The organism is Sphingomonas sp. 179-I 2A4 NHS (genome assembly GCF_045369135.1).
GTDB lineage: Bacteria > Pseudomonadota > Alphaproteobacteria > Sphingomonadales > Sphingomonadaceae > Sphingomonas.
This window is the reverse complement of sequence record NZ_JBIQFL010000004.1, coordinates 1-26,856: the sequence shown is the minus strand read 5'-3', so window position 1 is coordinate 26,856 and position 26,856 is coordinate 1. Positions and strand designations below refer to the sequence as shown.

Below are 26,856 nucleotides of genomic sequence, written 5' to 3'. Positions count from 1 at the left end.
CGGTGTAGCATGGGGGCTCGCCCCCGATTCGACGAGACAGGGATACGGCGGCGATGGATTTCAGGGACGCGAGCGAGGCGAACATGGCGACCGAGACTTTGCAGGCCGACACGGCGAGCACCGACACCGGCACGACGCCGGGCACGCTGCGCAAGCCCTATCCGGTCGAGGTCGATCATTCGCGCGACGCGCTGCTGACCGATTTCGGCAAGGACACGCTGAACGATCGCTATCTGCTGCCGGGTGAGACCTATCAGGATCTCTTCGTGCGCGTCGCGAGCGCCTATGCCGATGATGCCGCCCATGCGCAGCGCATCTATGATTACATCAGCCGCCTGTGGTTCATGCCGGCGACGCCGGTGCTGTCGAACGGCGGCACCGGGCGCGGCCTGCCGATCAGCTGCTACCTGAACTCCGTGCCCGACAGCCTGAACGGCATCGTCGACACCTGGAACGAGAACGTCTGGCTTGCGAGCCGCGGCGGCGGCATCGGCACCTATTGGGGCAACGTGCGCGGCATCGGCGAGCCGGTGGGCCTCAACGGCAAGACCAGCGGCATCATCCCCTTCGTGCGCGTGATGGACAGCCTGACGCTGGCGATCAGCCAGGGCTCGTTGCGCCGCGGATCGGCCGCCTGCTATCTCGACGTGTCGCACCCGGAGATCGAGGAGTTCCTCGAGATCCGCAAGCCGTCGGGCGATTTCAACCGCAAGGCGCTGAACCTGCACCACGGTGTGCTGATCCCCGATGCCTTCATGGAAGCGGTGCGTGACGGCGGCGAGTGGGAGCTGAAGTCGCCCAAGGATGGCACCGTGCGCGGCAAGGTCGATGCGCGCAGCCTGTTCCAGAAGCTGGTCGAGACTCGCTTGGCGACCGGCGAGCCGTACATCGTGTTCGCCGATCACGTGAACAAGAACATGCCCAAGCATCACCGCGACCTGGGCCTGAAGGTCTCCACCTCGAACCTGTGCAGCGAGATCACGCTGCCGACGGGCCGCGACCATCTCGGCAATGATCGCACCGCGGTCTGCTGCCTCTCCTCGCTCAACCTGGAGACGTGGGACCAGTGGAAGGACGACAAGCAGTTCATCGAGGACGTGATGCGCTTCCTCGACAATGTGCTGCAGGATTATATCGACCGGCATGAGCCGGGCATGGAGCGTGCGGCTTACTCCGCGGCGCGTGAGCGCTCGGTCGGCCTTGGCGTCATGGGCTTCCACTCCTTCCTCCAGGCACGCGGCCTGCCGATGGAAGGCGCGATGGCGAAGAGCTGGAACCTGCGCATCTTCAAGCACATCAATGCGCAGGTGAACCAGGCATCGATGACGCTGGCGGCCGAGCGTGGCCCCTGCCCCGATGCGGCCGACATGGGCGTGATGGAGCGGTTCAGCTGCAAGATGGCGATCGCGCCGACCGCGTCGATCTCGATCATCTGCGGTGGCACGTCCGCCTGCATCGAGCCGATCCCGGCCAACATCTACACCCACAAGACGCTGTCCGGCAGCTTCGCGGTGAAGAACCCGTATCTGGAGAAGCTGCTCAACGAGAAGAGCAAGAACGCGGACAGCGTCTGGAACTCGATCCTCGAGCATGGCGGCAGCGTGCAGCACCTCGACTTCCTCAGCCAGGAAGAGAAGGATTGCTTCAAGACCAGCTTCGAGATCGACCAGCGCTGGCTGCTTGAGCTTGCCGGGGACCGTGCGCCGTATATCGACCAGGCCCAGTCGCTGAACCTCTTCATCCCGGCCGACGTGGAGAAGTGGGACCTCCTGATGCTGCACTTCCGCGCTTGGGAGCTCGGCATCAAGTCGCTCTACTACCTGCGTTCGAAGAGCGTGCAGCGCGCGGGCTTCGCCGGCGGCGTGGAAGCGGACAACACGATCGAGAAGCCGCAGTTCAACCTGGGCGAGACGACCGACTACGACGAGTGCCTCGCCTGTCAGTAACGGGATGAGACACGCACCTCCGGCCGGCAATCGCTGCTCCGCCGGGGGCAAGCGTCGTGCTATCCGGTCATCCTCCGCCCCCGGGCGGGCCTCGCAGTTCGGCAGCCGCGTAACGTCTGGCGGGACAATCAACGCCGCCCGGGATCGCGCCTGATCGCTGTGGGGCCGTAACGATCTTGGCCACGTTGCTGAAATATCACGGGTCCTGCGAAATCGCGGCATCGCGCCGCCCAGCCTAAAACCATTCTCCAGATCGCGAGTTGTCACCGGCACATTCGCCAGGAGAATGGCCATGACGCGTATTGCGATGCTGCTCGGCTCGTCTCTCGCTTCGGTCATCGCGCTTGCTGCGGCTGGCGCGGCGCAAGCACAGGATGCTCCCTCCAACCAGGCGAGCGCGCCGCCCGGCGCGACTGACACCGCAGGCGATGCCGGCGAAGAGATCGTCATCACCGGATCGCGCATCGCACGCCCTGCGCTCGATAACCCGCAACCGACGACGACGCTGGATGCGACGACGCTCAACAACCGCGGCTATCCCGATATTGCCCGTGCGCTGAACGAACTGCCCGGCTTCTCCGTGCCGGGCAGCTCACCGATCGGCGACCAGGGGAACGGGTTCGGCGTGGGCCAGAACTTCGTCAACCTCTACGGCATCGGATCCCAGCGCACGCTGACGCTGGTGAACAGCCGCCGCTTCGTTGCCGCCAACCCCGCGACGATCTTCTCCTCGGCGGATGCCGGAACGCAGGTCGATCTGAACACGATCCCCACCAAGCTGATCCAGCGGGTCGAGACCATCTCGATCGGCGGCGCGCCGATATACGGCGCGGACGCCATCGCCGGCACCGTCAACATCATCCTGCGCCGCGATTTCGAAGGCCTGGAGGTGGATGGCCAGGCCGGGGTGAGCGAGCGCGGGGATCTCGGCAACCAGCGCGTGCGCGCGCTGTTCGGCAAGAACTTCGCCGGCGGGCGCGGCAACATAACCGTCAACGCCGAATATAATCACGATGACGGGCTGCTCGGCAACCAGCGCTCGATCGTCCGGCGGCAGCTCGGCTTCATCGCCCCTCTGGATCCTTCGTCGCCGTTCGATCAGGTACTGGTCGACAACACCCGCACCTATCTCGGCACGACGGGCGGTATCGCCTTCATCCGGGATGCTGCGCGCCTCACGCCCGCGCAGGCAGGCGGCACGACATCGGTGGTGCGTAACGCTGCCGGCCAGATCGTCGCCTTCGACCCGAGCGGCAATCTGACACCGTTCAACATCGGCACGCCGACGCGCGATCCGACGACCTTTCTGGGCGGGGACAATCTGAATTTCGCCGACATCTCGAACCTGCGGGCGGAAACCAATCGGTTCAACGCCGTCATGCTGGGCAAGTATGAAGTCAGCGACGGCATCGAGGTGTTCGGCGAGGCCTGGTATTCCAAGACCAAGGCGACCAATCTTGCCGGCCAGCCGGTGTACAATACCAACTTCTTCAGCGCGAGCCCGCAGGGGACGTTCGACGTCAACGGCAATTACATCGTCCCGCTGAGCAACCCGTTCCTGACGCCTCAGGCCAGGGCGCTGATCGTCCAGAACCTGACGGCTGCCGGGCTGCCAGCGTCGGACAATGACGTATTCTATCTCGGCCGGGCGAACACCGATCTGGTCTCCGGCGTCGCGAAGCTGAACCAGGATCTGTACCGCTTCGTCGGCGGTGTACGCGGCGACTTCAACCTGGGCGAACGGAAGTTCGAGTGGGAAGTTTCCGCCAATTACGGGCGCACGAAGAGCAGGTCGCTGCAACCGTCGCTGGTGGAGCCGAACCTGCGACGCGCGCTGAATGCCGGCTTCGATGCCAGCGGCAACATCGTCTGCCTGCCGTTCAATCCCGATCCGACCAACCCGGCCTCGCCGCCGAACCTGCCGGAATATAACGGCACCATCTCCACCACCTGTGCGCCGCTCAACCTGTTCGGCAGCGGCGCACCGAGCCAGGCCGCGCGCGATTACGTGACGACCAACGCGCGGACCACTGCGATTACCTCGCAGCGCGACATCCTGGCGACGCTGACCGGATCGCTGTTCAGCCTGCCCGGCGGCGATTTCGCCATCTCGGTCGGGTATGAGAACCGGCGCGAATATTCGCGTTTCTCGCCTGACCGCTTCTACACCGAGGCGCTGGGCCGTTCGATCCCGATCCTTGGGCTGCGCGGATCCTACACGACCAACGAGGTGTTCGGCGAATTCCGCGCGCCGCTCATCGGGCCGGATCAGAACATTCCGCTGATCCACGAGCTGGAGGTGAATGCCGCCGGCCGTTACGTCGACAATTCGGTCGCCGGGGGGGATTTCACCTGGACCGCTGGCGGACGCTGGGCGCCGATCGACGGCATCGCGATCCGCGGCAATTACACCCGCGCCATCCGCGCGCCCGCCGTCACCGAGTTGTTCGCCGCCAACCAGCCGGCGTTCGACGGCGGCTTCGATCCATGCGACCAGCAGAACCTGAACTCCGGCCCCAACCCCGCCGTGCGCCAGGCGAATTGCGCCGCCGCCGGCCTGCCGACCGACTTCTCGTCGCTGATCAACTCCGTGACGGTGCCAATCACAGTTCTCGGCAACCGGGACCTGCAAAACGAGCGCGCCAAATCCTGGACGGTCGGCGGGCTGATCACGCCGCGACAGCTGCCCGGCCTCGCGCTGTCGGTGGACTATATCAACATCAACCTGCGCGACACGATCGTCGCGTCAAGCGCGGAGGACGTGTTGCGCGGCTGCTATGATGCAACCGACTATCCCAACAATCTCTATTGCAGCCTCATCACCCGTGATCCGACCGCGGGCGACAATTTCGGCCAGGTCGTGACGCTGCAGGAACCGTTCATCAACCAGGGCGGCCTCCGGTTCGAAGCGATCGAGGTCGAGGCCAGCTACACCCGCCGGATCGGTTCGGTCGGCGTGACGGCAAGCGCCAATTACCAGCACATCATCCGCGCCGATGAGCGGATCAGCGAGGCCACCCCGTGGTCCAGCACGCGGGGCGAGATCGGCAGCAGCATCGACCGGTTCAACATCAACCTGACGCTGGAGCGCGGGGCCTTCAGCTGGTTCAACCAGGTCCAGTATATCGGCCCGGCCGTGTTCGACGCGAACGACACGGATACTTCCCGCGATATCCGGCGGATCGGAAGCTACGGCATCTGGAACACCGCCTTCATCGTCAAGGCTTCCGACAATTTCGATTTTCGGTTCAACATCGACAATGTGACCGACGCCGGCGTCCCTTATCCTGCCACCGCGGGCACGGGCGCGTTCAACACCTACTACCAGGGCCTGGTGGGCCGATCGTTCCTGGTGGGCGCGAACGTGCACTTCTGATCAGCGGAGCGACGCGACCTCTCCGCAGCGCCCCGCACGCTGCCACACCCCGGCCAGGGGGCGTGGCAGCACACGGCGATCGGCCATGTTTGTGCAGTGATGAAGGCGCACCTCGCGTCCCGCTCGGAACGGGAGGTGCGCGCATCAGGAACTGACTATCAACCGGCTGAGGGATTCGCCCGTCGCCAGTGCTCGTATAGCGCCGAGATGTCGCCGCTGGTCAGGATCGGCATTGCCTCCCGCAATTCGGCATCGCTCCAGTCCCACCAGCGAAGCTCCAGCAGCCGCGCGATATCCGCATCGTCGAACCGCTTGCGCAGCACCTTGGCCGGGTTGCCGCCGACGATCGCATAAGGCTCGACGTGCCTGGTGACGAGGCTGCGGGTGCCGATGATCGCGCCGTCGCCGATGCGCACGCCAGGCATGATCACCGCCTCCGATCCGATCCACACGTCATTGCCGATGATCGTGTCGCCGGCGGGCTGAAAGCCGTTCGCCGCCCCGGCGAAGCACGGCACGTCCGGCATCCAGAAGAACGGAAAGGTGCTGATCCAGTCGCTGCGATGGCCCTGGTTTCCGGCCATGATGAAGGCGGCGCCAGATCCGATCGAGCAGAAGGAACCGATGATCAGCCGGTCCACGCCCTCGTCGGGCAGAAGGTACCGCGCGCACTCGTCGAAACCGTGGCCGTGATAATAGCCGGAATAATAGCTGTAACGCCCCACCTTGATGTTGGGATTGGTGACGAGCCGATCGAGCGTGATGCCCTTGAACGGGCTTTCGAAAACATTGTGCATCATGAAGATCCGTGTCTGCGCACCGTGCATGCAACCAGTGTCCGGCTGTGCAGGTGGCAAGCGAGTACCGGCAGGACATCCAGCGATGCCTGCGCCCCGGCTTCCCTCGTCGCACACGAGGAAGCGCGATTCAGATGGTACTCGGCGTGATCTTCATCGGCGCATCATGCGGCATGCGGCCCGGGTTGCCAAGCGCGGCCGCCTGGAAGCCCGGGTCGCACCGCGCGGCTTAGTCGCCCAGCACCTTGTCGATCGCCGCCGCCGTCACCGGATGGTAGGTCGGCCGCGCCTTGGCATAGATGCGCCGCGCGATCGGCATGCCCCAATCGCCCTGCGCCTTCAGCCCCTGGTATAGCGGCCGCACCAATAACGTGCGCCCGACGCTGGTGAGGAACTGCTCGATCGAGGGCACCGCCGGATCGTAGCGATTGGCGATGGCAAGCTCGAGCCAGGCCGAGCGGATATAGCCGTTGCTCTGCTCCGACAGGCGGAACGTGCGATCGAGCTCTGCCAGCCGCTCGGTCGGCAGCGTGCGCGGCAGGCGCGCGATGAAGCGCTGCCACAGCTGCGTCGACCAGCCCTCGGTGTCGATGGCAGATGCCGGCCCGCCGGCTGTGAAGGCCGCCGCGTCCCGCTCGACCCCCGTCAGCGCGGGCGATTGGACATGCACGGCATTGTCCGGCAGACCCGGCTCGTAGGCCCAGCGATCGAGCTGCAGCTTCGCCTCCAGCGCCTTGTCACCGCGGATCAGGTTGGCGCGCAGATCAGCGAGGAAGCCCGCCGTCGTCTGCGGCTGGAAGGCATGGCGATCGAAGTATGAGCGCAGATACGCGTCCCACCGATCGCGGCCGACGGTCTCCTCGATCGTGCGCAGGAAGATCGCCCCCTTGGTGTAATCGACCTGCCCGCCTTCGGGATCGCCGTGCAGCCGCGTGCCGGGCGCGGTTCGTCCGCCAGCGGCGCGGAAATTCGTCTCCAGCTCGTCCCACGCCAGATCCGCTTCCACGTCGGCGCGCTCCTTGCCGTAGAGCCGCTCCATGATCCGGTTCTCGAAATAGCTGGTGAAGCCTTCGTTCAGCCAGCTGTCCGACCAGGTGGCGTTAGTGACGAGATTGCCGGACCAGCTGTGCGCCAGCTCGTGCGCCACCAGCCCGACATTGGCGCGATCGCCGGTCAGGAAGGTGGGCGTGAGGAAGGTCAGCGTCGGGTTCTCCATGCCGCCGAACGGGAAGGACGGCGGGAGCACCAGAAGGTCGTAGCGACCCCAGCGATAGGCACCGTAGAGCCCCTCCGCCGCCTCGACCATCTTCTCGGTATCGGCGAGTTCATAGGCCGAGCGATCGAGCATCGATGGCTCGGTCCAGACGCCGGTGCGCTTGCCCAGCGGCTTGAAGGCGAGGTCCCCCACCGCCAGCGCGATTAGGTACGGCGGCACCGGCTTGTCCATGGCGAAGCGGTACGTGCGCTGGCCGTTCGCGGCGGGCTCGCCGGCCGGCGTCAGCCGCTCGCCGCTCATCACCGCGACCAGATCGGCCGGCACGGTGATCTTCGCCGTCCACGTCTGGCGGATGCCGGGGCTGTCCTGCGTCGGGATCCAGCTGCGGTTGTTGATCGCCTGGCCCTGGCTGAAGAGGTACGGCTTCTTCTTGCCGGCGGTCAACTGCGGCGGCAGCCATTGCAGCGCGCGGGCGGTGGGCGCCGCCTGATAGGCGATGACGATCTTCTTGGCGCCGTTCAGCTGGATGGTGAGCGGCGCGCCTTTATATTCCTCGCTCGCGCCAACCTTCCAGGCGAGCGCACGGCCCTTCCCGTCCGTGACGGAGCGGATGGTGAGGCCGTCAGTGTCGAGCACGATCTCCTTCGCGCCCGGCGCGGTGAGCACGTCTAGCGTCGCAATGCCGGCCACCGTCTTGGTGGTGAAATTGGCACTGAGGTCGAGGTCGACATGAGTGACGCGTGCGATCTCCGGCCGGGCATAGGAAAGCACGTCCTTGGCGTCGGGCGTGGTCAGGATCGGGGAGGCAGCGGGCTGGTTCGGGGCGGCCGAGGCGACGGCGGGCGGCACGAGCAGGGCGGCGAGGATCGCGGGGGCAAGTCTCTTCATGCGCGCCCACGTGCCCGATGGCGAACGCGGCGTCGAGTTGCCTTGTATGACGTTAGCGCGCCGCGACCCCGTGGGTAGCGGTGTCGGTCACCAGAACGGCCCTGATGAGACGGCTTGCCGAGGGCTCGGCCCGTCTCCCAGCGGTTGCGGCAACGTCGCTCGGGAATCGCAGGCGCGCGTGCTTCTCGGCCGCTGCCCGCCGGAACATACCAAGCACAGACCCGCGTGAGCGGCTGATAACCCTGGCGACGGCCCGTCGGTCCGGAAATCAAGATATTGCGGTTGGCAATCCAGGTTCAGCGCAACATCTCGATTCTATCCACAGAAAAAAGTGGGTCCTTTGCATCGCAATCGGGGTGGCAAATCGCGCCCACTCTGGATACGATGCTGGCACAGGGTTCGCCGGTCTTTTTTCCGGTTTTCGGGGCGGCACCAGCGCTCGAATCGACGAGCCGGGGGCCAAAAGCGAGTCACGAACGATGCGCCATGGGTATTCGATATATGACTGCCGCGGCGTGGCGTCGCTTCGCCTCATTCAGGCGTGCGTGAGCGGCAGTGCTCGGGTCAGCCGCGGCGTCGCACGCTCCGCCTCGGCGCGGCGCTGAGGCACGCGGCGTGCGACTCGACGCATATGACAAACGCGGCAACCGGGGCGCACCGTCGCGCGTCCCGGCCGTATCGCGGACGAGCTTAGAGCGGCTGGCCGCCTTCTTCTTCCTCGAAGGTGATCGCGACGTCGGCATTGGCGGACAGCCGGACCTTGTCGCCCTCGACCTCGGCGACGAGGCCGATCGGCAGGTAGTGATGATGGTCGCTATGCCCGGTCGCGCCCTCGATCTGGGCCCCGGAATCCTTCTTCGTCAGCTTGATCCGGTCGCCTTCGACCTTGTCGACGGTGCCGACATGGACACCGTCCGCGCCGATGACTTCCATATGCTCCTTGATGTTGCTGTGATCGGCCATGCGAAGTCTCCTCGTTGGTTCGGCAACAGAACGACATATGCCGCAATTGGATGCGTGGGAGGGGCGGCGTGATACCGTCGTATAGTTGCCAGGGACGTGGGACTGGTCGGGCGAGGCTGGCGAAGGCTGGCATGGTCAGTGCCATCCTGCTGCTTGCGGCCTGCGCGAAGCAGGTGCCGTCCGCGGTTGCCCACACGCCTGATACGCCCGGTTTCCTGCTGGGGCTGTGGCACGGTTTCATCTTCCCGGTTGCCTGGGTGCTCAGCCTGTTCATGCCGGATGTCGCCATCTATGCCGTGCCTAACAACGGCGGCTGGTACGACTTCGGCTATTTCGTCGGCATCGTCTTCCTCGGCGTCGGCGCGCGCAGCACCCGCACCGTCTATGTCACGCGCCGGGTGCGGCGATGAGCTGGCAGGTCGTCATCATGTATGCGGTCGCGCTGGTGTTCGCGCTGGTCGGCATCGGCCTGCTCGTCGCGCTTGCCCGGCCGCGCAGCCAGGGCCAGGTCTATGCCTTCCGCATGATCGGCATCATGGCCATCGCCGGCGGCGCCGTCCTCGCGATGAGTGCAACCGCCATGTGGCAGTGGAGCATGGAAGGGTGAGACCCCATCTATATGCCACGCGCCGCTTCTATCTGAATTTCGCCCATTTTCGTCCGGAGTAACCCATGCCCCTCCTCCAAGCCTCCAAGCAGTACAAGCCGTTCGAATACCCTTGGGCGTTCGAATACTGGAAGCGCCAGCAGCAGCTCCACTGGCTGCCCGAGGAAGTGCCGCTGGGCGAGGATTGCCGTGACTGGGCGCAGAAGCTCACCGATCACGAATGCAACCTTCTGACCCAGATCTTCCGCTTCTTCACCCAGGCGGACGTGGAGGTGCAGGATTGCTACCACGAAAAGTACGGCCGCGTGTTCAAGCCGACCGAGGTCAAGATGATGCTGACCGCGTTCAGTAACATGGAGACGGTGCACATCGCGGCGTACAGCCACCTGCTCGACACGATCGGCATGCCGGAAAGCGAATATGGCGCCTTCCTCGAATATGCCGAGCTGAAGGACAAGCACGACTACCTTCAGCAGTTCGGCGTCGATAACGACGAGGATATCGCGCGCACGCTGGCGATGTTCGGCGGCTTCACCGAAGGCGTGCAGCTGTTCGCCAGCTTCGCGATGCTGATGAACTTCCCGCGCTTCAACAAGATGAAGGGCATGGGGCAGATCGTCAGCTGGTCGGTGCGCGACGAAAGCCTCCACTGCGAAGGCATAATCAAGCTGTTCCACGCCTTCGTGAAGGAGCGCAACTGCCTGACCAAGGCAGTGAAGGACGATATCGCCGATCAGTGCCAGACGACGATCCGGCTGGAGGATGCGTTCATCGATCTCGCGTTCGAGATGGGCCCGGTGAACGGCATGACCCCAAAGGACATCAAGAAGTACATCCGCTACATCGCCGACTGGCGGCTGGGGCAGCTGGGGCTAAAGCCGATCTACATGATCGACGAGCATCCCATTCCGTGGCTCACCCCGCTGCTCAACGGCGTGGAGCATGCGAACTTCTTCGAAACCCGCGCGACGGAATATTCCAAGGCAGCCACCAAGGGCCAGTGGAACGACGTGTGGGACGCGTTCGACAAGCGCCAGAAGGCGAAGGGCGTGCCCGCGGCGAACGAGGATCTCGGCGAGGAAGGCGACATGTTCTCGCGCGCCGGCGTCGCCGCGGAGTAATCCCGCCGTTCGCGACTGCCCTTATCCGTCATCCCCGTCGCTTCGGCGCGGGGATGACGGATTTCCGCCGCGCTGGGAATGACGTAGGGCGCGGCCATTCCATGCCGATCGCCCTGCTCCTTTCCCGATGATCCGCCGCCTCGTCCTCACCGACGTGCGCAGCCACGCAGACCTGGCGCTGGCGCCGGGCGCCGGCTTCGTCATCCTCACCGGGCCCAATGGCGCGGGCAAGACGAACGTGCTGGAGGCGGTGTCCCTGCTCGCGCCCGGCCGCGGGCTGCGGCGGGCGGCGCTTGGCGAGGTCGCGCGGCGCGATGGCCCCGGCGGCTTCGGCATCGCGGCGACGCTGGCCGACACTACCGAGATCGCCACCGGCACGCTGGCGAGCGCCCCCGAGCGTCGCGTGGTGCGGGTGAACGGCGCCACCGCTGCTGCCAATACGCTGGCCGAGTGGCTCTCCGTCCTGTGGCTGACGCCGGCGATGGACCGGCTGTTCGTCGAGCCCGCCAGCGAGCGGCGGCGCTTCCTCGATCGCCTCACCCTCGCCCTCTCGCCCGGCCATGCGCAGGAAACGACCCGCTACGAGGCGGCGATGCGCGCGCGAAACAAGCTGCTTGCGGAACCGGTGCACGACCGCGAGTGGCTGTCCGCGCTTGAGACGCAGATGGCGCAGCATGGCGCCGCGATCGACGCGGCACGGCGCGAAACGGTCGCCGCGGTCGCGGAACGGCTCGCCATGGACGCGAGCGGCGATTTCCCGCGTGCCGGCCTCGCGCTCGATGGCTGGACGGGGGACGCGGCCGCGCTGCTCCACGCGCTGCGCACGGGCCGGGCGCGCGACGCGGCGGCCGGCCGCACGCTCACCGGCCCGCATCGCGCGGACCTCACCGTCCGCCACCTCGACAAGGACATTCCCGCCGCCCAGGCCTCTACCGGCGAGCAGAAGGCGCTGCTGCTCGGCATCGTCCTTGCCCATGCCGCCCTGGTCGGGGATCGCCGCGACCAGCCGCCGATCCTCTTGCTCGACGAGGTCGCCGCGCATCTTGATCCCGCTCGCCGCGCCGCCCTGTTCGATCGGCTCGCCGGCCAGGCACAGGTCTGGATGACCGGCACCGAGCCGGCGCTGTTCGCCGCGATCGACGAAAGCGCGACTCGCATCGCGCTCGGCTGAGCGCGCTTCCTTCGATCGACACACATCGCGGCTGGACGCCAGCCGTCACTGCGATACCATCACGCCATGGAGAGCGCTTCAACCGGACCGGCAAGAGCCGGCGAGTGGCGCCGCGGATGGCCGGTGGTCGTGGCGGCGATGACGGGAATCGGCTTCGGGCCGGGCCTGTTCCAGAACCTGTCGAGCCTGTTCGTCGTCGGGCCGGTCGCCGAGTTCGGCTGGAGCCGCGGCGATATCGCGACCGCGGCGGGCCTCGGCCTGCTCGGCGGCCTTGCCGTTCCGTTCCTCGGGCGTCTCGTCGACAGGGTCGGCGCGCGCGCGATGATCGTCGCGGCGATGCTGCTGCTGGCGGGTGTCTATATTGGCATGGCGTCGATGACCGGGCCCCTGTGGCAGTATCAGGCGCTGATCTTCGGCCTCGCGCTCGCCGTCCCCGGAACCAGCGCGATCGTCTACGGCAAGCTGATCGCGCAGCGGTTCGAGGCGCATCGCGGCATGGCGCTGGGCGTCGCCACCTCGGGCATCTCGATCACCTCGCTGGCGCTTGCGCCGCTGATCGGCATGGTGATCGAGGCTTACGGCTGGCGCATCGGGGTGTTGACGGTCGGGGTGATCGTGGGCGCGCTGGCGCTTCCCGCGGTGCTCCTGCTGCTGCGCGGCACGCCCAGCGGCGCGACGCCGATCGATCCGCACCAGCGCGGCGCCACCGTGCCGATCGAGGGCATGACCGGCGCAGAGACGCGGCGCGACAGCCGCTATTGGCGGCTCGGGCTGTCAGCGGCGATGATCAACGTCGCTAGCGTCGGTCTCGTCACCTCGCTGGTGCCGCTCGGCATCGATCGCGGGCTGAGCGCGGCGGAGGCAGCGCTGCTCGTCACCAGCTTCGCCGCAAGCCAGGTGCTCGGCCGCCTCGTGATGGGCGCGCTGGTCGATCGCTTCCCGCCGCAGGCCACCGCGGCGACTTTCGCGATGATCTCGTGCCTCGCCTTCGTCGCGCTGCAGCTTCCGGCGCCCGGCCTGCCGCTGCTGCTCGGCCTCGTCTTCCTCGCGGGGCTGATGAACGGCGCGGAGCATGATCTGCTCCCCTTCCTCACTGCGCGGCTGTTCGGCATCCGCGCCTATGGCGAAGTCTATGGCCTGCTCGTCATGATCTCGCTGTTCGGCACGGCGATCGGCGTCACCGCGTTCGGGCGGCTGCACGATGCGACCGGCGCGTACGATTCCGCGCTGATCCTGGCGGCGAGCGCGCTGGCGATCACCGCGCTGATCTTCGCAACGCTGCGCGAACGCCCGCTGCCCCACGTTCAGGCCGCCGCCGTTCCGGCCTGAACCGGCGGCTCCGGCCGAGATCCCAGCGCGGTCGCCAAAGGGGCGGAAGGACAGCGACCCACGCCTGCAATTTGCTTTCGTTGCAGCGCCGCCATGCCTATATGATTGGCATGGCAGATCAGCAGAATTCGAACGACTACGGCGCCTCCTCGATCAAGGTGCTGAAGGGCCTGGACGCGGTGCGCAAGCGGCCGGGCATGTACATCGGCGATACCGACGACGGGTCGGGCCTCCACCACATGGTGTTCGAGGTTTCGGACAATGCGATCGACGAGGCGCTGGCCGGCCATTGCGACCGGATCGACATCACGCTGAACCCCGACGGCTCGGTCAGCGTCACCGATAACGGCCGCGGCATCCCCACCGGCATCCACCCGGAGGAAGGCGTCTCGGCGGCCGAGGTCATCATGACCCAGCTGCACGCCGGCGGTAAGTTCGAAAACACCTCGAACGACAATGCCTACAAGGTCTCCGGCGGCCTCCACGGCGTCGGCGTCTCGGTCGTCAACGCGCTGTCCGAATATCTCGATCTCACCATCTGGCGCGATGGGGAGGAGCATTACATGCGCTTCACCCATGGCGACGCCGTCGCTCCGCTGAAGGTCGTCGGCAAGGCGCCTGAGGGGAAGAAGGGCACCCGCGTCACCTTCCTCCCCTCGCCCGCCACCTTCAAGATCACCGAGTTCGACTTCGAGAAGCTGGAGCATCGCTATCGCGAGCTCGCCTTCCTCAACTCGGGCGTCCGCCTGTTCCTCACCGACGCACGTCACGAGGAGCCCAAGACGGTCGAGCTCTATTACGAGGGCGGCATCGCCGCGTTCGTGAAGTGGCTGGATCGCACCAAGGCCGCGCTGTTCCCGGAGCCGATCGCCATTTCCGGCCAGCGTGACGATATCGGTATCGACGTCGCGCTGCAGTGGAATGATTCCTACTACGAAAACGTCCTGTGCTTCACCAACAACATCCCGCAGCGTGACGGCGGCACCCACCTCGCCGCCTTCCGCTCGGCACTGACGCGCACGCTCAATGCCTATGCCGACAAGTCGGGGATGCTGAAGAAGGAGAAGATCTCGCTCACCGGCGACGACATGCGTGAGGGGCTGACCGCAATCGTCTCGGTCAAGCTGCCGGACCCGAAATTCTCCTCGCAGACCAAGGACAAGCTGGTCAGCTCCGAGGTCCGCCAGCCGCTCGAAAGCCTGCTCGCCGACAAGATGGCCGACTGGCTGGAGGAAAATCCCCAGAACGCGCGCCAGATCATTCAGAAGGTGATCGACGCCGCCGCCGCGCGCGAAGCGGCACGCAAGGCGCGCGACGCCAGCCGCAAGACGGTGATGGGATCGATGGGCGGCCTTCCGGGCAAGCTGCACGACTGCCGCGAGAAGGATCCGGCCAAGTCCGAACTGTTCATCGTGGAGGGCGATTCGGCCGGCGGCTCGGCCAAGTCGGGGCGCAACAGCGAGTTCCAGGCGATCCTGCCGATCCGCGGCAAGATCCTGAACGTCGAGCGCGTGCGCGAGGATCGCATGCTCTCGTCGAAGGAGATCATCTCGCTGATCCAGGCGATGGGCACCGGCATCGGCCGCGACGAGTTCAACCTCGAGAAGCTGCGCTACCACAAGATCGTCATCATGACCGACGCAGACGTTGACGGCGCGCACATCCGCACGCTGCTGCTGACGTTCTTCTATCGCCAGATGCCCGATCTGATCAGCGCGGGGCACCTCTATATCGCCCAGCCGCCGCTTTATAAGGCGACGCGCGGCAAGGCGGTGGAGTACCTCAAGGACGAGGCGGCGCTCGACGATTACCTCGTCCGCAACGGGACGCAGGCGACGACGCTCGATGGCGTCGGCACCGGTGCGCCGCTGTTCAACCTCGTCGATCACGCCCGCCGCATGCGCACGCTGATGCGCTACGTGCCGCGCCGCTACGATCCGGTGATCATCGAGACGCTGGCGCTCGGCGGCGCGCTCGATCCGCAGATCGCGCCGGATGAACGCGCCACCCGCCTCGCGCAGGTGACCCGCCGGCTCGATCAGGGCGATCCCGAGGCGCGCTGGACGGCGCAGATGACGCCGGAGGGCGGCTTCCACTTCCAGCGCTTCTGGCGCGGGGTGACCGATCACCACATCGTCGAGGCGGCGTTCGTCTCCTCGGCGGAGGCACGCAAGCTCCACGGCCTCGCCGCCGAACATGCGGACCTCTACGACAGCGCGCGCAAGCTCATCTCGCTCAAGGCCGGTGACCGCACCGAGGAGCCGGCGCCGGACGCGACGCTCGACGGCGCGATCGTCGATGAGGGCGAGGCGGATGAGGCGCTGGTGATCGGCAAGGGCGAAACGCTCGTCGCTCGCCCGTCTCAGCTGCTGGAGGCGATCCTCGCCGCCGGCCGCAAGGGTCTCGCGATCCAGCGCTACAAGGGCCTTGGCGAAATGAACGCCGAGCAGCTGTGGGAAACGACGCTCGATCCCAACAACCGCTCGATGCTGAAGGTCGCGATCGACCAGGCCGACGTCGCGGACGAGATCTTCACCCGCCTGATGGGCGACGTGGTCGAGCCGCGCCGCGAGTTCATCCAGGAAAATGCGCTGAGCGTCGCCAACCTCGACGTCTGAGCAACACGGGCGGCGGCCGGAGCGGCCGTCCACCGCCACTCAAAAAGAAAGGGCGCCGGGGAGATCCCCCCGGCGCCCTTCTCTTTACCGGCTGCGGATCAGTGCAGCGCCAGCTCGTTGCGGCCCACCACCATGTGGTGCACCTCGTCCGGGCCGTCGGCGAAGCGGAGGTGGCGCACGTCGGCGTACAGCTCGGCCAGCGGGGTGAACTGGCTCATGCCATAGGCGCCGTGGATCTGGATCGCCTGGTCGATGATCTGGCAGGTCTTCTCCGGCACCATCGCCTTCACCATGCTGACCCAGACGCGCGCCTCGCGGTTGCCCAGCACGTCCATCGCCTTGGCGGCCTTCAGCACCATCAGGCGCATCGCCTCGATCTCGATCCGCGCGCGGCTGACGAGCTCCAGGTTCTTGCCCAGCATGATCAGCGAGCGGCCGAACGCCTCGCGCGAACTGCCGCGCTTCACCATCAGGTCCAGCGCGACTTCCGCCTTGCCGATCGTGCGCATGCAATGGTGGATACGCCCCGGGCCGAGACGGACCTGCGAGATCTCGAAGCCGCGCCCCTCGCCCAGCAGGATGTTCTCACGCGGGACGCGCACGTTGTTGAACTTGAGGTGCATGTGGCCGCGCGGCGCGTGATCCTTGCCGAACACTTCCATCGCGCCGATGATCTCGACGCCCGGCGCATCCATCGGCACCAGGATCTGCGATTGCTGCTGCGACGACGGCGCATCGGGATTCGTGCGCACCATGGTGATCATCACCTTGCAGCGAGGATCGCCGGCGCCCGAGATATAGTGCTTCTCGCCGTTGATGACCCATTCGTCGCCGTCGAGCCGCGCGGCGCAGCGCACGTTCTTCGCGTCGGACGAAGCGACATCGGGCTCGGTCATCGCGTAAGCCGAGCGGATCTCGCCGGCGAGCAGCGGCTCGAGCCACTGCTTCTTCTGCTCGGGCGTGCCGACGCGCTCCAGCACTTCCATGTTGCCGGTGTCGGGTGCCGAGCAGTTCAGCGCTTCGGAGGCAAGCGGCGACTTGCCCAGTTCAGCGGCGATGTACGCATAATCGAGGTTCGACAGCCCCTCGCCCGTCTCCGCGTTGGGCAGGAAGAAATTCCACAGGCCCGCAGCCTTCGCCTTGTCCTTGGCGCCCTGCAGCAGTTCCAACTGGCCCGGCGCGAAGCTCCAGCGATCCTCGCGCTCTTCACCGAGCCGCTCGAACTCCGGATAGATCGGATCGACGTGGTCGCGGATGAACGCCTTCACCGCGTCGAATAGCGGGCGCGCGCCTTCCGACATGCGCAGATCGTCAAGTTCGGGAATCGTGAAGATATTGGACATCGGGCCCCACTCTGGTGCTGGAAAGCCCTGATCCTACTGCCACGGCATCATCAGCGGTAATGATCATCCACGATCGCTGGCATGAACACCCTGCATGGCCTTCACGCGGCGGCGATATGCTCCTGTACGAGCTGCCGCAGCCAGATGTTGCCCGGATCGCGCTCGGCCGCGGGGTGCCACAGCAACTGCAGCGGCCGCGGGGTGATCGCGAACGGCAACGGCAGGATCTGGTTGTCGGCCACCGGCAGCAACGTCGCGGCATGGGTGCCGAGCAAGGTCAGGATCAGGTCCGACTGGGCGACGACCTGCCATGCCGACCAGATGTTCTGGCAGCGGATCGCCACCCGCCGCGTCTCGCCCAGCGCCGCCAGTCCCTCGTCTTCCAGCCCCGGGCCGGAGCGGCGCGGCGAGGCCTGGACGTGATCGGCGGCAAGATAGGCGGCGAGGTCGATGGTGCCGGCGATGTTCGGGTGCCCGCGGCGTGCGGCGACCACCATCGTATCGGTCTGCAGCGGCACGGCGCGCAGCCCGATGGTCGCGTCACTGGCGACGTCGATCGCCAGATCCAGGTCCCCGCGCGCCAGTTCCTCCGCCACGTCGCTGCGGCGGAAGTTGACGCTGGCCAGCGTCACGCCCGGCGCCGCGCGCACGACATGCGCCACGATAGCGGCGAACACCCGCGCCTCGTTCGCCTGGCGCAGCCCGATGCGGAAGGCGCGCGTGGAGGTCGCCGGATCGAAGCGCGCCGCGGCGACCAGCGCCTGCTCCACCCCCTGCAGCGCATCGCGCACCGGATCGATGATCGATCGCGCCAGCGCCGTCGGCACGATCGCATTGCCCACTCGCACGAACAATTCGTCGTCGAACGCGACGCGTAGCCGGGCGAGCGCATGGCTGATCGCCGATTGCGACAGATGGAGATGCCGCGCCGCCGCCGTCACCCCGCCATGCGTATAGATCGCCTCGAAGGTGCCGAGCAGATTGAGGTCGATGCGGTTGATCGGCCTTATCGCGCGTCTCCCGGGGTAACCCGCGCGGGATCGAACGCCGGCCGCGCCATGGTGAAGGTGTCAGTGTTGCGCAGATAGGTGCCCGCCCCGTGCAGCCGCCCGATCAGCTGCATCGCGGCGGTATCGATGTGGAGCTTCGCAGGATCGGCGATGAATTCGTCCCGGATGTGCGTGACGAGGATCTCGCCGACCGCGATCACTTGCCGCGGGCCGATCTCCAGCACCTCGCGCTCCACGCATTCGAAGCTCACCGGCGCGGTCGCGATCAGCGGCGGCGCGACACGCGTCGCCGGCCCGGTGGCGATGCCGGCATAATCAATCTCGCTCACCTCGCGCGGCGCATCGACGCACGAGAGGTTCATCGTCTCGGCGTCCTGCTCGCTCACGAGGTTCACGACGAACTCGCCCGTCTCGATGATGTTCGTCGCGGTATCCTTGTCCGCGCCGTTCGCGTCCTTGAGCAGCCCCAGCACCAGCAGCGGCGGATCATCGCCCATAGCGTTGAAGAAGCTGTAGGGCGCCGCATTCACCACGCCGTTCCTGCCACGCGTCGTCACCCATGCGATCGGCCGCGGCGTGACGGTGGAGACCAGCAGCTTGTAACGCTGCCGCGGCGGCAGATCGGCCATCACGAATTTCATGGCCCACGCCGTCTCACCAAATGCGTCGCCAGGGAAGCCCCACGGGCGCGCCGCACCTCAACTTGACCCGCCGCGCCTGCGTAGAATCCCGCATGTCCCCCCTCCCCCACGCCCCGTAGAGCAAGGCAGCGGAAGGGAGAGACATGACGCGATCCATCCCGTCTCCAGAAGAGCGTGGCGCCTTCTCCGACGCTTCGGCATCCGATGATGCCGCCGCCGGTCCAGAACGCAAACCGGGCGAGTGGGACGCGATCGAACGCTATTGGCGCGCCGCCAATTACCTCACCGTCGGCCAGATCTACCTTCGCGCCAACGCCATGCTGCGCGAGCCGCTGACGGCCGAGCACATCAAGCTGCGCCTGCTCGGCCATTGGGGCACCAGCCCGGGGCTGAACTTCATCTGGGCGCACCTCAACCGCGTGATCCGGCAACGCGACGCCGACGTGCTGTTCATCTGCGGCCCCGGGCACGGCGGCCCGGCGCTCGTTGCCAACAGCTGGCTCGAGGGCACCTGGACCGAGACGTACTCGGAGGTCGGCGAAGACGAAGCCGGCATGACGCGGCTGTTCCGCCAATTCTCCTTCCCCGGCGGCATCCCCAGCCACGCCGGCCCGCACGTTCCCGGATCGATCCACGAGGGTGGAGAGCTTGGCTATGCGCTCAGCCACGCCTTTGGCGCGGTGCTCGACAAGCCCGATCTGATCGCCGCCTGCGTGGTGGGGGACGGCGAGGCGGAGACCGGGCCGCTCGCCGCTGGGTGGCACGGCACCACCTTCCTCAATCCGTCGTCGGACGGCGCGGTGCTGCCGATCCTTCACCTGAACGGCTACAAGATCGCCAATCCCACCATCCTCGGCCGCATGCCCGACGATCAGCTGCACGCCTTCGTCACGGGCCTTGGCTATGATCCGCTGATCGTCTCGGGCGAGGAGCACGAGCCGATGCACGCGCGCATGGCGCATGCGCTGGACCGGGCGTTCGACCGCATCGCCGCGATCCGCGAGGATGCCCGAGCCGGCCGCGGTGATGCCGTGCCCCGCTGGCCCCTCATCGTGCTGCGCAGCCCGAAGGGGTGGACCGGACCCAAGACACTCGACGGCCTGAAGGTCGAAGGCTTCTGGCGTGCGCACCAGGTCCCCCTGCCCGATCCGCTGCACGATCCTGCGCAGCTCGCGCAACTCGCCGACTGGATGCGCAGCTATCACACCGCCGATCTGTTCGACGAAAGCGGGTGCCTGCTGCCCGAGCTGAAGGCACTCGCCCCCACAGGCACGCGGCGAATGAGCGCCAACCCGATCGCCAATCCGGGCCGCTCGTTCCTGCACAAGCCCGACTGGCGCCACTTCGCGCTCGACGTGCCGGCCCCCGGCGCCACCACCGCCGAATCGCCCCGCGCGCTCGGCCGCTACCTCGCCGAGCTCATCCGGCGCGACGGTGCCGGCACCTTCCGCCTGGTCGGGCCGGACGAGACGACGTCGAACCGGCTGGGCGACGTATTCGCCGCCACCAACCGAGTGTGGGCCGAGCGGATCGAGCCCTATGACGATCACCTTGCCCGGCACGGGCGAGTGATGGAGATCCTCTCCGAACATTGCTGCCAGGGCTGGCTGGAGGGGTATCTGCTGACCGGGCGGCATGGCCTGTTCAGTTGCTACGAGGCGTTCGCGCCGATCGTCGATTCGATGGTCAACCAGCATGCCAAGTGGCTGAAGCTGTCGCGCGAGCTGGAATGGCGCAAGCCGATCGCGTCGCTCAACTATCTCCTCACGAGCCACGTCTGGCGACAGGATCACAACGGTTTCAGCCACCAGGATCCGGGCTTCATCGATCACCTCGCCAGCAAGAAGGCGGATGTCGCGCGCATCTATCTGCCGCCCGATTCCAATTGCCTGCTGCGGATTATGGATCACTGCCTGTCGACCTATGATCGAATCAACGCGGTGGTCATCGGCAAGCAGCCCGCCCCGCAATGGCTGACGGCGGAGCAAGCGGACATGCATTGCGCCGCGGGGCTCGGCATCTGGGACTGGGCCGGCAATGACCGCGACGGCGTGGAGCCCGATGTGGTCCTCGCCTGCGCCGGCGACGTGCCGACCATGGAGGCGCTGGCCGCGGCGGACCTCCTGCGCCACTGGGTGCCCGAGATGCGCGTGCGCTTCATCAACGTCGTCGATCTGATGGCACTGCAGGATCCCGACGATCATCCGCACGGCCTGAACGAGCAGCGCTTCGATTCGCTCTTCACCCGCAGCCAGCCCATCGTCTTTGCCTTCCACGGCTTCCCGCACCTCATCCACCGGCTGCTCCACAACCGGTCGAGTGCGCTGAACTTCCACGTTCATGGCTTCCGGGACGAGGGCTCGACGACCACGCCGTTCGACATGGTGGTGCGCAACAAGGTGGATCGCTTCCACCTCGCCATCGCCGCCATCGATCACACCGGCTGGGGGCCGCGCGCCGCCCACGCACGCCAGCATTTCGCCGCCCAGCTCGTCAGCCACCAGGCCTATGTGGTGGAGCATGGGGTCGACATGCCGGCGGTTGCGGACTGGCGCTGGGCCGGCTGAATTCTCGCGGCATGCGCGGCTGGTGCCGGCGCTATCCGCAAACATACGGACAGCAGCGGCGCTACGGATGACGCAGGATGTGCCGGAAGGAGATCTCCATGTCCGATGCCGCGCGCCCGCGCCACATAGTCATCCTCTGCCATCCGGAGCAGGACAGCTTCAACGCCTCCGTCGCGGACCGCTATAGCCGGACCGTGCGGAGCGAAGGGCACGAGGTGTTCGTGCGCGATCTGTACGCGATGGGCTTTGATCCCGTGCTGCGGAACCTCGAACAGCCGGGGCCCACCTTCAAGCAGTTCCGAGACATCCAGGACGAGCTCGATATCATCCGCGGCGCCGACGTGTTCGTGATGGTCTATCCCTTGTGGTTCGGCACGCCGCCGGCGATGCTGAAGGGCTATATCGATCGCGTGCTCGGCAGCGGCGTCATCCCCGCAGCGGTGCAGGATCGTACGGCACAGGGCGTCCTCACCGGAAAGCAGATGGTCAGCTTCACCAGCTCCGCCGCCAACGAGGTATGGCTCGATGTGCAGGGCATGCTGAGCTCGCTGGAAACGATCTTCGATCGCTACATCAGCCATGCTTTCCGGATGCTGCCGCCCAGGCATTTCCATTACGGCCTGATCACCCCCGACATCGACGAGCTCACCGTGCAACGGCACCTGGGCGACGTGGAAATGCATGCGCGAAGGGTGGTGCAGGAACTGGCGGACCGACGGGCTGCGGCGACGGCCTGACGGTGCTGGCCTTGTCGCGGACGACGACGGCGTTGTTCGCCCCCCGCACCGCGCTGTGGCTCCGAAAACCCGTTTCGCTGTCCTACAGCGCCCCCGCCGTGCGACAATCAGGCCATGGTCAGCCGTTTCCCGCTCCCGGCACGCTCTGCTTGGCAGGTCCCAATGTTGAAGGTTGTTGGAGAAAAAAGCGCCAGAGCCTCAACTTCCTCAACATTCGCGCCAACATCAACGCGCGCCATCGCGGCGACCGGACAAGAAAAAACCACCCCGGTTGCGGCCGGGGTGGTTCAATTCTCGTCCGTCCCGATGGAATCAGCGGGGCTGGGCGCCGCCCGGGGGCATGCCGGGAATACCACCGCCCATCATCTGCTGCTGCTGCATCTGGCGCAGCACGGCCTCGGGGATGAAATCGAGCAGTTCGACATCGAACACCAGCGTCGAGTTGCCGGGGATCGGCCCCTTCGTCTCGGCGCCATAGCCAAGCTCCGGCTTGATCCAGAAGCGATACTTCGCCCCCTTCGGCATCAGCTTCAGGCCTTCGGAAAAGCCCGGAACGACGCCGGTCACCGGGAACGGCGTCGGCTGTTGCGACTTGTCGAACGTGGTGCCGTTGAGGAGCTTGCCCTCATAGTTGACGAGCGCGACGTCGGTGTCGGTCGGCTTCGCGCCCGAACCAGGGCTCAGCACCTGATATTGCAGGCCGGAGGCGGTGGTCACCACCCCCTTCGTGCGGGCATTGCGGGTCAGGAAGTCATCCCCCTGCACCGCCAGCGCCGCGGCGGCCACCACGGCAGCGATGATCCCGGCGATCAGCCAAAGGACATAGCTGCGCTTGACCGGGGCGATCGGAACGGCGGTAACGGTCGACATAACGGTCCCCGGTCAGGCCGGATGCGGCATCTGCGCATCCGGTGGCACCAACAGAATTTGAAAAACGGTCAGGTGAAGGCGCGGATCTTACCGTGCGCCGTCACGCTCCGCACGCTTGCGATCGAGCTTGCGAGCGCGGCGAACGGCGGCCGCACGCTCGCGAGCGCGCTTTTCCGACGGCTTCTCGTAATGCCGGCGCAGCTTCATCTCGCGATACACGCCTTCCCGCTGCAGCTTCTTCTTGAGCGCGCGGAGGGCCTGATCGACATTATTGTCGCGAACGATGATCTGCATAAACCGACACTTCTCCGAAATCTAAAACGGCTATGGCGGCCGCGGACATTGGCCCGCGCCGTGAACCCCTCGCCTCTACCACTCGCTGTTGGACCGCGCAACCCGCAGTGGCACCTACGCCCGTCATCCGCGTTTGCCGCCGGCCAGCGGGCCGTCTAGTGGCGAACGCATGATGCCGCTCACGCTTTACGACAGCCTGTCCCGCTCCCTGCGCGAATTCGCGCCGCTCGATCCGGCGCTTGGCGTGCGCGTCTATTCCTGCGGGCCCACTGTCTACAATTACGTCCACGTCGGCAACCTGCGCGCCTATGTCTTCACGGATACGCTGGCGCGCGTGCTGACGTGGAAGGGCTATGATCTCAACCACGTGATCAACATCACCGATGTCGGCCACCTTACCTCCGATGCCGACGCCGGCGACGACAAGATGGAGGCCGCCGCCAAGAAGGCGGGCCAGGATATCTGGGCGATCGCAAGGCATTACACCGATGCGTTCAAGCAGAATCTCAACGATCTCAACATCCGCACCCCCACCCACATGCCCCTCGCGACGGATCATGTCGACGGCATGATCGAATTCGCCAAGGCCATCGAGGCGAAGCATTGCTACCGGCTGGAGACCGGCCTCTATTTCGACGTCTCCACCGTCCCCGATTACGGCCGGCTGGCACGCTCCGCCGACGATATCGGCGAAAGCCGGATCGATCCGGTCGAAGGGAAGCGGCACGCGCAGGATTTCGCGATCTGGCGCACCTCGCCGCCGGGCGAGAACCGGCAGATGGAATGGGATTCGCCCTGGGGCCGCGGCGCGCCGGGCTGGCACCTCGAATGCTCGGTGATGAGCCAGAAGTATCTCGGCGAGCGATTCGATATCCACACCGGCGGGATCGATCACCGGGAGATTCATCATCCCAACGAGATCGCGCAGAACCAGGCGCATTGCGACTGCGCGGACAGCGGCGCGAACTTCTGGATGCACAACAACTTCCTGATCGAACGCGGCGGAAAGATGAGCAAATCTTCCGGCGAATTCCTGACGCTGCGGGCGCTGGTCGATCGCGGTTTCCACCCGCTGTCGTATCGGATGTTGTGCCTTCAGGCGCATTATCGCAGCGAGCTTGAGTTCACCTGGGACAACCTCGTCGCCGCGCAGGTGCGCCTGAAGCGACTGGTGCAGAACATCGAGGCGCTGCGCGCCCGCAGCGATGAGCCTTCCAAGGGCTCGGCTGCCGCTTATCGTGACCAGCTCGATGCTGCCGTGTCGGACGATCTCAACACGGCAAAGGCTCTGCCCGTCCTCGATTCGCTGGTCGCGGACAAGAAGGTCGCGCCCGCCGACCGGATCGCCGCACTGGCGGATTTTGCGGCGGTTCTCGGCTTGCCGCTTGATCGCCTCACCCGCGCCGATCTCCGGGTGCGCCCCGCCTCCGCGACGATCGACGCCGAGGCAATCGAGGCACGGCTCGAGGAACGCCGCGCCGCGCGTGCCGCGAAGGATTTCGCTGCCTCGGACGCGATCCGCGACGAGCTCGCCGCCGCGGGCGTCGAGGTGATGGACGGCGATCCGCTCGGCTGGGACTGGCGACCGGCGCTCCCGGCCGGCTGACCGGCGCTACTTGCCGAGCGCCTGGTCCCGCGCCGCCAGGATCGGCGGGGTGTAGGGGCCGGGCGTGGACGGGATCGCCGCTGCGGTTGCGCGCATGGTGGCGATCCGCTTGGCGGTCGCCGGGTGCGTGCGGCTGCGGAAGACGCCGCCGTCGATGTCCCCGCCATGCGCTTCCCAGAAGCGCGCGGCGGAGTTCGGATCGTAGCCCGCGTTCCGCAGCAGCACGACGCCAAGCTCGTCCGCCTCCAGTTCGGTCTGCTGCCCCAGCCGCGCATTGCGGCCGATCTCGCCGAGCAGCCCGCCCTTCACCCCGGCCGCCTCCAGCCGGTCCCGGTGGCGCAGGATGATGTGCGCCAGTTCATGCGCCACGATCACCGCCGTCTCTTCGTCGCGATATCGCTCGAAGAAGCGCACGCCGATCTGCACGATCCTGGCATCCGCCTGCGCCGTCATCTGCGGCCCCAGCAACACCTCGAACCTGGCACGGCATCCCATCGGCGCAGCGATCGACACATCCTGCCGCTTGCCCTCACGCTCGATCGTCACCGCGACAGGCGTCCCCTGCCGCTCGAGCACATCAAGCGTCTTGTCCCGATCCGCACTGGAGGGCGCGGCCGCCTCAGCCGACAGCATGGTGCCGCCAACCGCCGCGACGCCGTCATTGTGGCGAAGCCCAGCCCGCGCGGCCGCGGACGAGGGAACCACCGCCTCGACCGCCACGGGGGTGGCGAAGCCAAATACCTCCCGCGCCGTGCCAGTGGTCGCTGCATCATATTGGTTCACCGCGTGCAGGACGACCCCGGTAGCGGGCGTGAGTTCGCGGCAGAGCGGCGCATTCGCCGTGACCAGCCGGTGCGCGATCGTCGCCAGGCGAAGGTCGATAGCACGCAGGGTCTGGAGATCATTGGCGCTGAGGCCGTCTGTGGCCGGCGCCGCTGCCCCCGCGGCGGCGGTCATTGCAATGGCAAGGATGATAGTCACCCAAACACCGTAGGCGAGGCGGAACCGACGCGCTATCACCTCCTGCATGAAGGCCGTTCTCCCCGCACTTGCCCGCCCACTTCTCGAACCGAACCTGCCACAAGACCTCGAGGTTACCTGGTGGGCGAAAGCTGCTGAGGCGAAGGAGGCTGTGGTCGACGCAGACATCGCGTGGATCGACATGCAGCCGGCGCGGCTGATGGATGAGGCCTTTCGCGCCTCAGGGCCGCAGCTGAAATGGGTGTCGACGATCTACGCCGGGCTGGACGCCTTCCCGCTCGACGTGTTGCGCGAGAAGGGCACGATCCTGACCAACGGCGTCGGCATCAACGCCATCGCCGTCGCAGAATATGCCGTGATGGGCGTGCTGGCCGCCGCGAAACGCTTCGACGAGGTGATCCGGGCCCATGATCGCGCGGAATGGCCATCGGATGCGCCCGGAAAGATCGAACTTCAGGACTCGAAGGCGATCGTGATCGGCCTTGGCGCGATCGGCAAGCTGATCGCCGAGCGGCTGCAAGCGTTCGGTGTCGAGGTGACGGGTGTCACCCGCTCCGGAAGCGGCGGCACGCTGACGCCGGACGCCTGGCGGCAGCGGATCGACCAGTTCGACTGGGTGATCCTTGCCGCCCCCTCAACGGGTGAAACCAAGGCGATGATCGGAGTCTCGGAACTCGAGGCGATGAAGAGCAGCGCATGGCTGATCAATATCGCCCGCGGCGACATGATCGACGACGACGCGCTGCTCGCCGCGCTTCATGGCGGCACGATCGGC

The 26,856-nt window shown here is 66.4% G+C and carries 21 protein-coding genes; 12 read left to right on the top strand and 9 right to left on the bottom strand.

From position 1 onward, the window contains the following. Window positions 1-53: 53 nt before the first annotated feature. Window positions 54-1,946 (top strand): ribonucleoside-diphosphate reductase subunit alpha, encoded by a 1,893-nt coding sequence (locus ACH0CP_RS08735; RefSeq protein WP_294442048.1) that lies wholly within the window; start codon window positions 54-56, stop codon window positions 1,944-1,946. Between the two features lie 292 nt (window positions 1,947-2,238). Then, window positions 2,239-5,322 carry a TonB-dependent receptor domain-containing protein gene (locus ACH0CP_RS08730; RefSeq protein WP_294442047.1) on the top strand — a complete coding sequence of 1,028 codons (3,084 nt, stop codon included), beginning with the start codon at window positions 2,239-2,241 and terminating at the stop codon, window positions 5,320-5,322. 158 nt (window positions 5,323-5,480) lie between these two features. Here ACH0CP_RS08730 and catB read toward each other — a convergent pair whose 3' ends face one another. The 3 genes from catB to ACH0CP_RS08715 all read right to left on the bottom strand — a co-directional run bounded on the left by catB (window position 5,481) and on the right by ACH0CP_RS08715 (window position 9,186). Then, window positions 5,481-6,119 (bottom strand): type B chloramphenicol O-acetyltransferase, encoded by a 639-nt coding sequence (catB, locus tag ACH0CP_RS08725; protein ID WP_294442046.1) that lies wholly within the window; start codon window positions 6,117-6,119, stop codon window positions 5,481-5,483. Between the two features lie 229 nt (window positions 6,120-6,348). Beyond that, complete coding sequence (locus ACH0CP_RS08720; RefSeq protein WP_294442045.1) at window positions 6,349-8,223, bottom strand: M1 family metallopeptidase; 1,875 nt, start codon at window positions 8,221-8,223, stop codon at window positions 6,349-6,351. A 690-nt stretch (window positions 8,224-8,913) separates the two neighbouring features. Further along, window positions 8,914-9,186: a DUF2171 domain-containing protein gene (locus ACH0CP_RS08715; RefSeq protein ID WP_294442044.1), complete on the bottom strand. Its 273-nt coding sequence runs from the start codon at window positions 9,184-9,186 to the stop codon at window positions 8,914-8,916. A gap of 131 nt (window positions 9,187-9,317) precedes the next feature. Here ACH0CP_RS08715 and ACH0CP_RS08710 point away from each other — a divergent pair, with 131 nt between their 5' ends. The 6 genes from ACH0CP_RS08710 to gyrB all read left to right on the top strand — a co-directional run bounded on the left by ACH0CP_RS08710 (window position 9,318) and on the right by gyrB (window position 16,032). After that, entirely contained in the window at window positions 9,318-9,596 is a 279-nt protein-coding gene (locus tag ACH0CP_RS08710) for a hypothetical protein (RefSeq protein WP_294442043.1), read from the top strand. Beyond that, window positions 9,593-9,793 (top strand): hypothetical protein, encoded by a 201-nt coding sequence (locus tag ACH0CP_RS08705; protein ID WP_294442042.1) that lies wholly within the window; start codon window positions 9,593-9,595, stop codon window positions 9,791-9,793. Before ACH0CP_RS08710 ends, ACH0CP_RS08705 begins: the two co-directional genes overlap by 4 nt. A gap of 65 nt (window positions 9,794-9,858) precedes the next feature. Next, window positions 9,859-10,914 carry a ribonucleotide-diphosphate reductase subunit beta gene (locus ACH0CP_RS08700; RefSeq protein WP_406888513.1) on the top strand — a complete coding sequence of 352 codons (1,056 nt, stop codon included), beginning with the start codon at window positions 9,859-9,861 and terminating at the stop codon, window positions 10,912-10,914. A 127-nt stretch (window positions 10,915-11,041) separates the two neighbouring features. Beyond that, the gene (gene recF / locus ACH0CP_RS08695; RefSeq protein ID WP_294442040.1) at window positions 11,042-12,085 is read left to right on the top strand and encodes a DNA replication/repair protein RecF; all 1,044 of its coding nucleotides are present in this window, start codon (window positions 11,042-11,044) and stop codon (window positions 12,083-12,085) included. A 66-nt stretch (window positions 12,086-12,151) separates the two neighbouring features. After that, a complete protein-coding gene (locus tag ACH0CP_RS08690; protein WP_406888515.1) occupies window positions 12,152-13,414 on the top strand; it encodes an MFS transporter in 1,263 nt (420 codons plus the stop codon). Between the two features lie 110 nt (window positions 13,415-13,524). Continuing rightward, a complete protein-coding gene (gyrB, locus tag ACH0CP_RS08685) occupies window positions 13,525-16,032 on the top strand; it encodes a DNA topoisomerase (ATP-hydrolyzing) subunit B (RefSeq protein WP_294442038.1) in 2,508 nt (835 codons plus the stop codon). Window positions 16,033-16,130: 98 nt separating this feature from the next. Here the strand turns inward: gyrB and ACH0CP_RS08680 are convergent, their stop codons facing one another. The 3 genes from ACH0CP_RS08680 to ACH0CP_RS08670 all read right to left on the bottom strand — a co-directional run bounded on the left by ACH0CP_RS08680 (window position 16,131) and on the right by ACH0CP_RS08670 (window position 19,026). Further along, window positions 16,131-17,375 (bottom strand): acyl-CoA dehydrogenase family protein, encoded by a 1,245-nt coding sequence (locus ACH0CP_RS08680; RefSeq protein WP_294442037.1) that lies wholly within the window; start codon window positions 17,373-17,375, stop codon window positions 16,131-16,133. 101 nt (window positions 17,376-17,476) lie between these two features. Beyond that, on the bottom strand, window positions 17,477-18,355 hold the full coding sequence (locus tag ACH0CP_RS08675) for a LysR family transcriptional regulator (protein WP_294442101.1): 879 nt from the start codon (window positions 18,353-18,355) through the stop codon (window positions 17,477-17,479). Window positions 18,356-18,381: 26 nt separating this feature from the next. Further along, on the bottom strand, window positions 18,382-19,026 hold the full coding sequence (locus ACH0CP_RS08670) for a flavin reductase family protein (protein ID WP_294442036.1): 645 nt from the start codon (window positions 19,024-19,026) through the stop codon (window positions 18,382-18,384). 143 nt (window positions 19,027-19,169) lie between these two features. Between ACH0CP_RS08670 and ACH0CP_RS08665 the strand changes: the two genes are divergently transcribed. Both ACH0CP_RS08665 and ACH0CP_RS08660 read left to right on the top strand, forming a co-directional pair. After that, on the top strand, window positions 19,170-21,593 hold the full coding sequence (locus tag ACH0CP_RS08665) for a phosphoketolase (protein WP_294442035.1): 2,424 nt from the start codon (window positions 19,170-19,172) through the stop codon (window positions 21,591-21,593). Between the two features lie 98 nt (window positions 21,594-21,691). Beyond that, on the top strand, window positions 21,692-22,330 hold the full coding sequence (locus ACH0CP_RS08660) for an NAD(P)H-dependent oxidoreductase (protein ID WP_406875671.1): 639 nt from the start codon (window positions 21,692-21,694) through the stop codon (window positions 22,328-22,330). A gap of 312 nt (window positions 22,331-22,642) precedes the next feature. On the opposite strand, the gene ACH0CP_RS08655 is transcribed toward ACH0CP_RS08660, so the two are convergent. After that, window positions 22,643-23,200 (bottom strand): FKBP-type peptidyl-prolyl cis-trans isomerase, encoded by a 558-nt coding sequence (locus tag ACH0CP_RS08655; protein ID WP_294442033.1) that lies wholly within the window; start codon window positions 23,198-23,200, stop codon window positions 22,643-22,645. Window positions 23,201-23,287: 87 nt separating this feature from the next. Further along, the gene (gene rpsU, locus ACH0CP_RS08650; RefSeq protein WP_022686405.1) at window positions 23,288-23,494 is read right to left on the bottom strand and encodes a 30S ribosomal protein S21; all 207 of its coding nucleotides are present in this window, start codon (window positions 23,492-23,494) and stop codon (window positions 23,288-23,290) included. Window positions 23,495-23,666: 172 nt separating this feature from the next. On the opposite strand from rpsU, the gene cysS reads away from it, so the two are divergent. After that, window positions 23,667-25,100, top strand: a complete 1,434-nt coding sequence (gene cysS / locus ACH0CP_RS08645; RefSeq protein WP_406888516.1) for a cysteine--tRNA ligase — start codon at window positions 23,667-23,669, stop codon at window positions 25,098-25,100. A gap of 6 nt (window positions 25,101-25,106) precedes the next feature. On the opposite strand, the gene ACH0CP_RS08640 is transcribed toward cysS, so the two are convergent. After that, window positions 25,107-26,081, bottom strand: a complete 975-nt coding sequence (locus ACH0CP_RS08640; protein ID WP_294442031.1) for a M48 family metallopeptidase — start codon at window positions 26,079-26,081, stop codon at window positions 25,107-25,109. A gap of 46 nt (window positions 26,082-26,127) precedes the next feature. On the opposite strand from ACH0CP_RS08640, the gene ACH0CP_RS08635 reads away from it, so the two are divergent. Beyond that, a partial coding sequence (locus ACH0CP_RS08635) for an NAD(P)-dependent oxidoreductase (protein ID WP_406893905.1) occupies window positions 26,128-26,856 on the top strand: 729 nt, incomplete at its 3' end.

Excerpts from the sequence above, each read along its gene's own strand:
- ACH0CP_RS08735 (WP_294442048.1), top strand. The coding sequence starts at position 54 with ATGGATTTCAGGGACGCGAGCGAGGCGAACATGGCGACCGAGACTTTG.
- ACH0CP_RS08670 (WP_294442036.1), bottom strand. The coding sequence starts at position 19,026 with ATGAAATTCGTGATGGCCGATCTGCCGCCGCGGCAGCGTTACAAGCTG.
- ACH0CP_RS08710 (WP_294442043.1), top strand. The coding sequence starts at position 9,318 with ATGGTCAGTGCCATCCTGCTGCTTGCGGCCTGCGCGAAGCAGGTGCCG.
- cysS (WP_406888516.1), top strand. The coding sequence starts at position 23,667 with ATGCCGCTCACGCTTTACGACAGCCTGTCCCGCTCCCTGCGCGAATTC.
- ACH0CP_RS08715 (WP_294442044.1), bottom strand. The coding sequence starts at position 9,186 with ATGGCCGATCACAGCAACATCAAGGAGCATATGGAAGTCATCGGCGCG.
- rpsU (WP_022686405.1), bottom strand. The coding sequence starts at position 23,494 with ATGCAGATCATCGTTCGCGACAATAATGTCGATCAGGCCCTCCGCGCG.
- ACH0CP_RS08665 (WP_294442035.1), top strand. The coding sequence starts at position 19,170 with ATGACGCGATCCATCCCGTCTCCAGAAGAGCGTGGCGCCTTCTCCGAC.
- ACH0CP_RS08700 (WP_406888513.1), top strand. The coding sequence starts at position 9,859 with ATGCCCCTCCTCCAAGCCTCCAAGCAGTACAAGCCGTTCGAATACCCT.
- ACH0CP_RS08720 (WP_294442045.1), bottom strand. The coding sequence starts at position 8,223 with ATGAAGAGACTTGCCCCCGCGATCCTCGCCGCCCTGCTCGTGCCGCCC.
- ACH0CP_RS08705 (WP_294442042.1), top strand. The coding sequence starts at position 9,593 with ATGAGCTGGCAGGTCGTCATCATGTATGCGGTCGCGCTGGTGTTCGCG.
- ACH0CP_RS08730 (WP_294442047.1), top strand. The coding sequence starts at position 2,239 with ATGACGCGTATTGCGATGCTGCTCGGCTCGTCTCTCGCTTCGGTCATC.
- ACH0CP_RS08690 (WP_406888515.1), top strand. The coding sequence starts at position 12,152 with ATGGAGAGCGCTTCAACCGGACCGGCAAGAGCCGGCGAGTGGCGCCGC.
- ACH0CP_RS08680 (WP_294442037.1), bottom strand. The coding sequence starts at position 17,375 with ATGTCCAATATCTTCACGATTCCCGAACTTGACGATCTGCGCATGTCG.
- ACH0CP_RS08660 (WP_406875671.1), top strand. The coding sequence starts at position 21,692 with ATGTCCGATGCCGCGCGCCCGCGCCACATAGTCATCCTCTGCCATCCG.
- ACH0CP_RS08655 (WP_294442033.1), bottom strand. The coding sequence starts at position 23,200 with ATGTCGACCGTTACCGCCGTTCCGATCGCCCCGGTCAAGCGCAGCTAT.
- gyrB (WP_294442038.1), top strand. The coding sequence starts at position 13,525 with ATGGCAGATCAGCAGAATTCGAACGACTACGGCGCCTCCTCGATCAAG.
- catB (WP_294442046.1), bottom strand. The coding sequence starts at position 6,119 with ATGCACAATGTTTTCGAAAGCCCGTTCAAGGGCATCACGCTCGATCGG.
- recF (WP_294442040.1), top strand. The coding sequence starts at position 11,042 with ATGATCCGCCGCCTCGTCCTCACCGACGTGCGCAGCCACGCAGACCTG.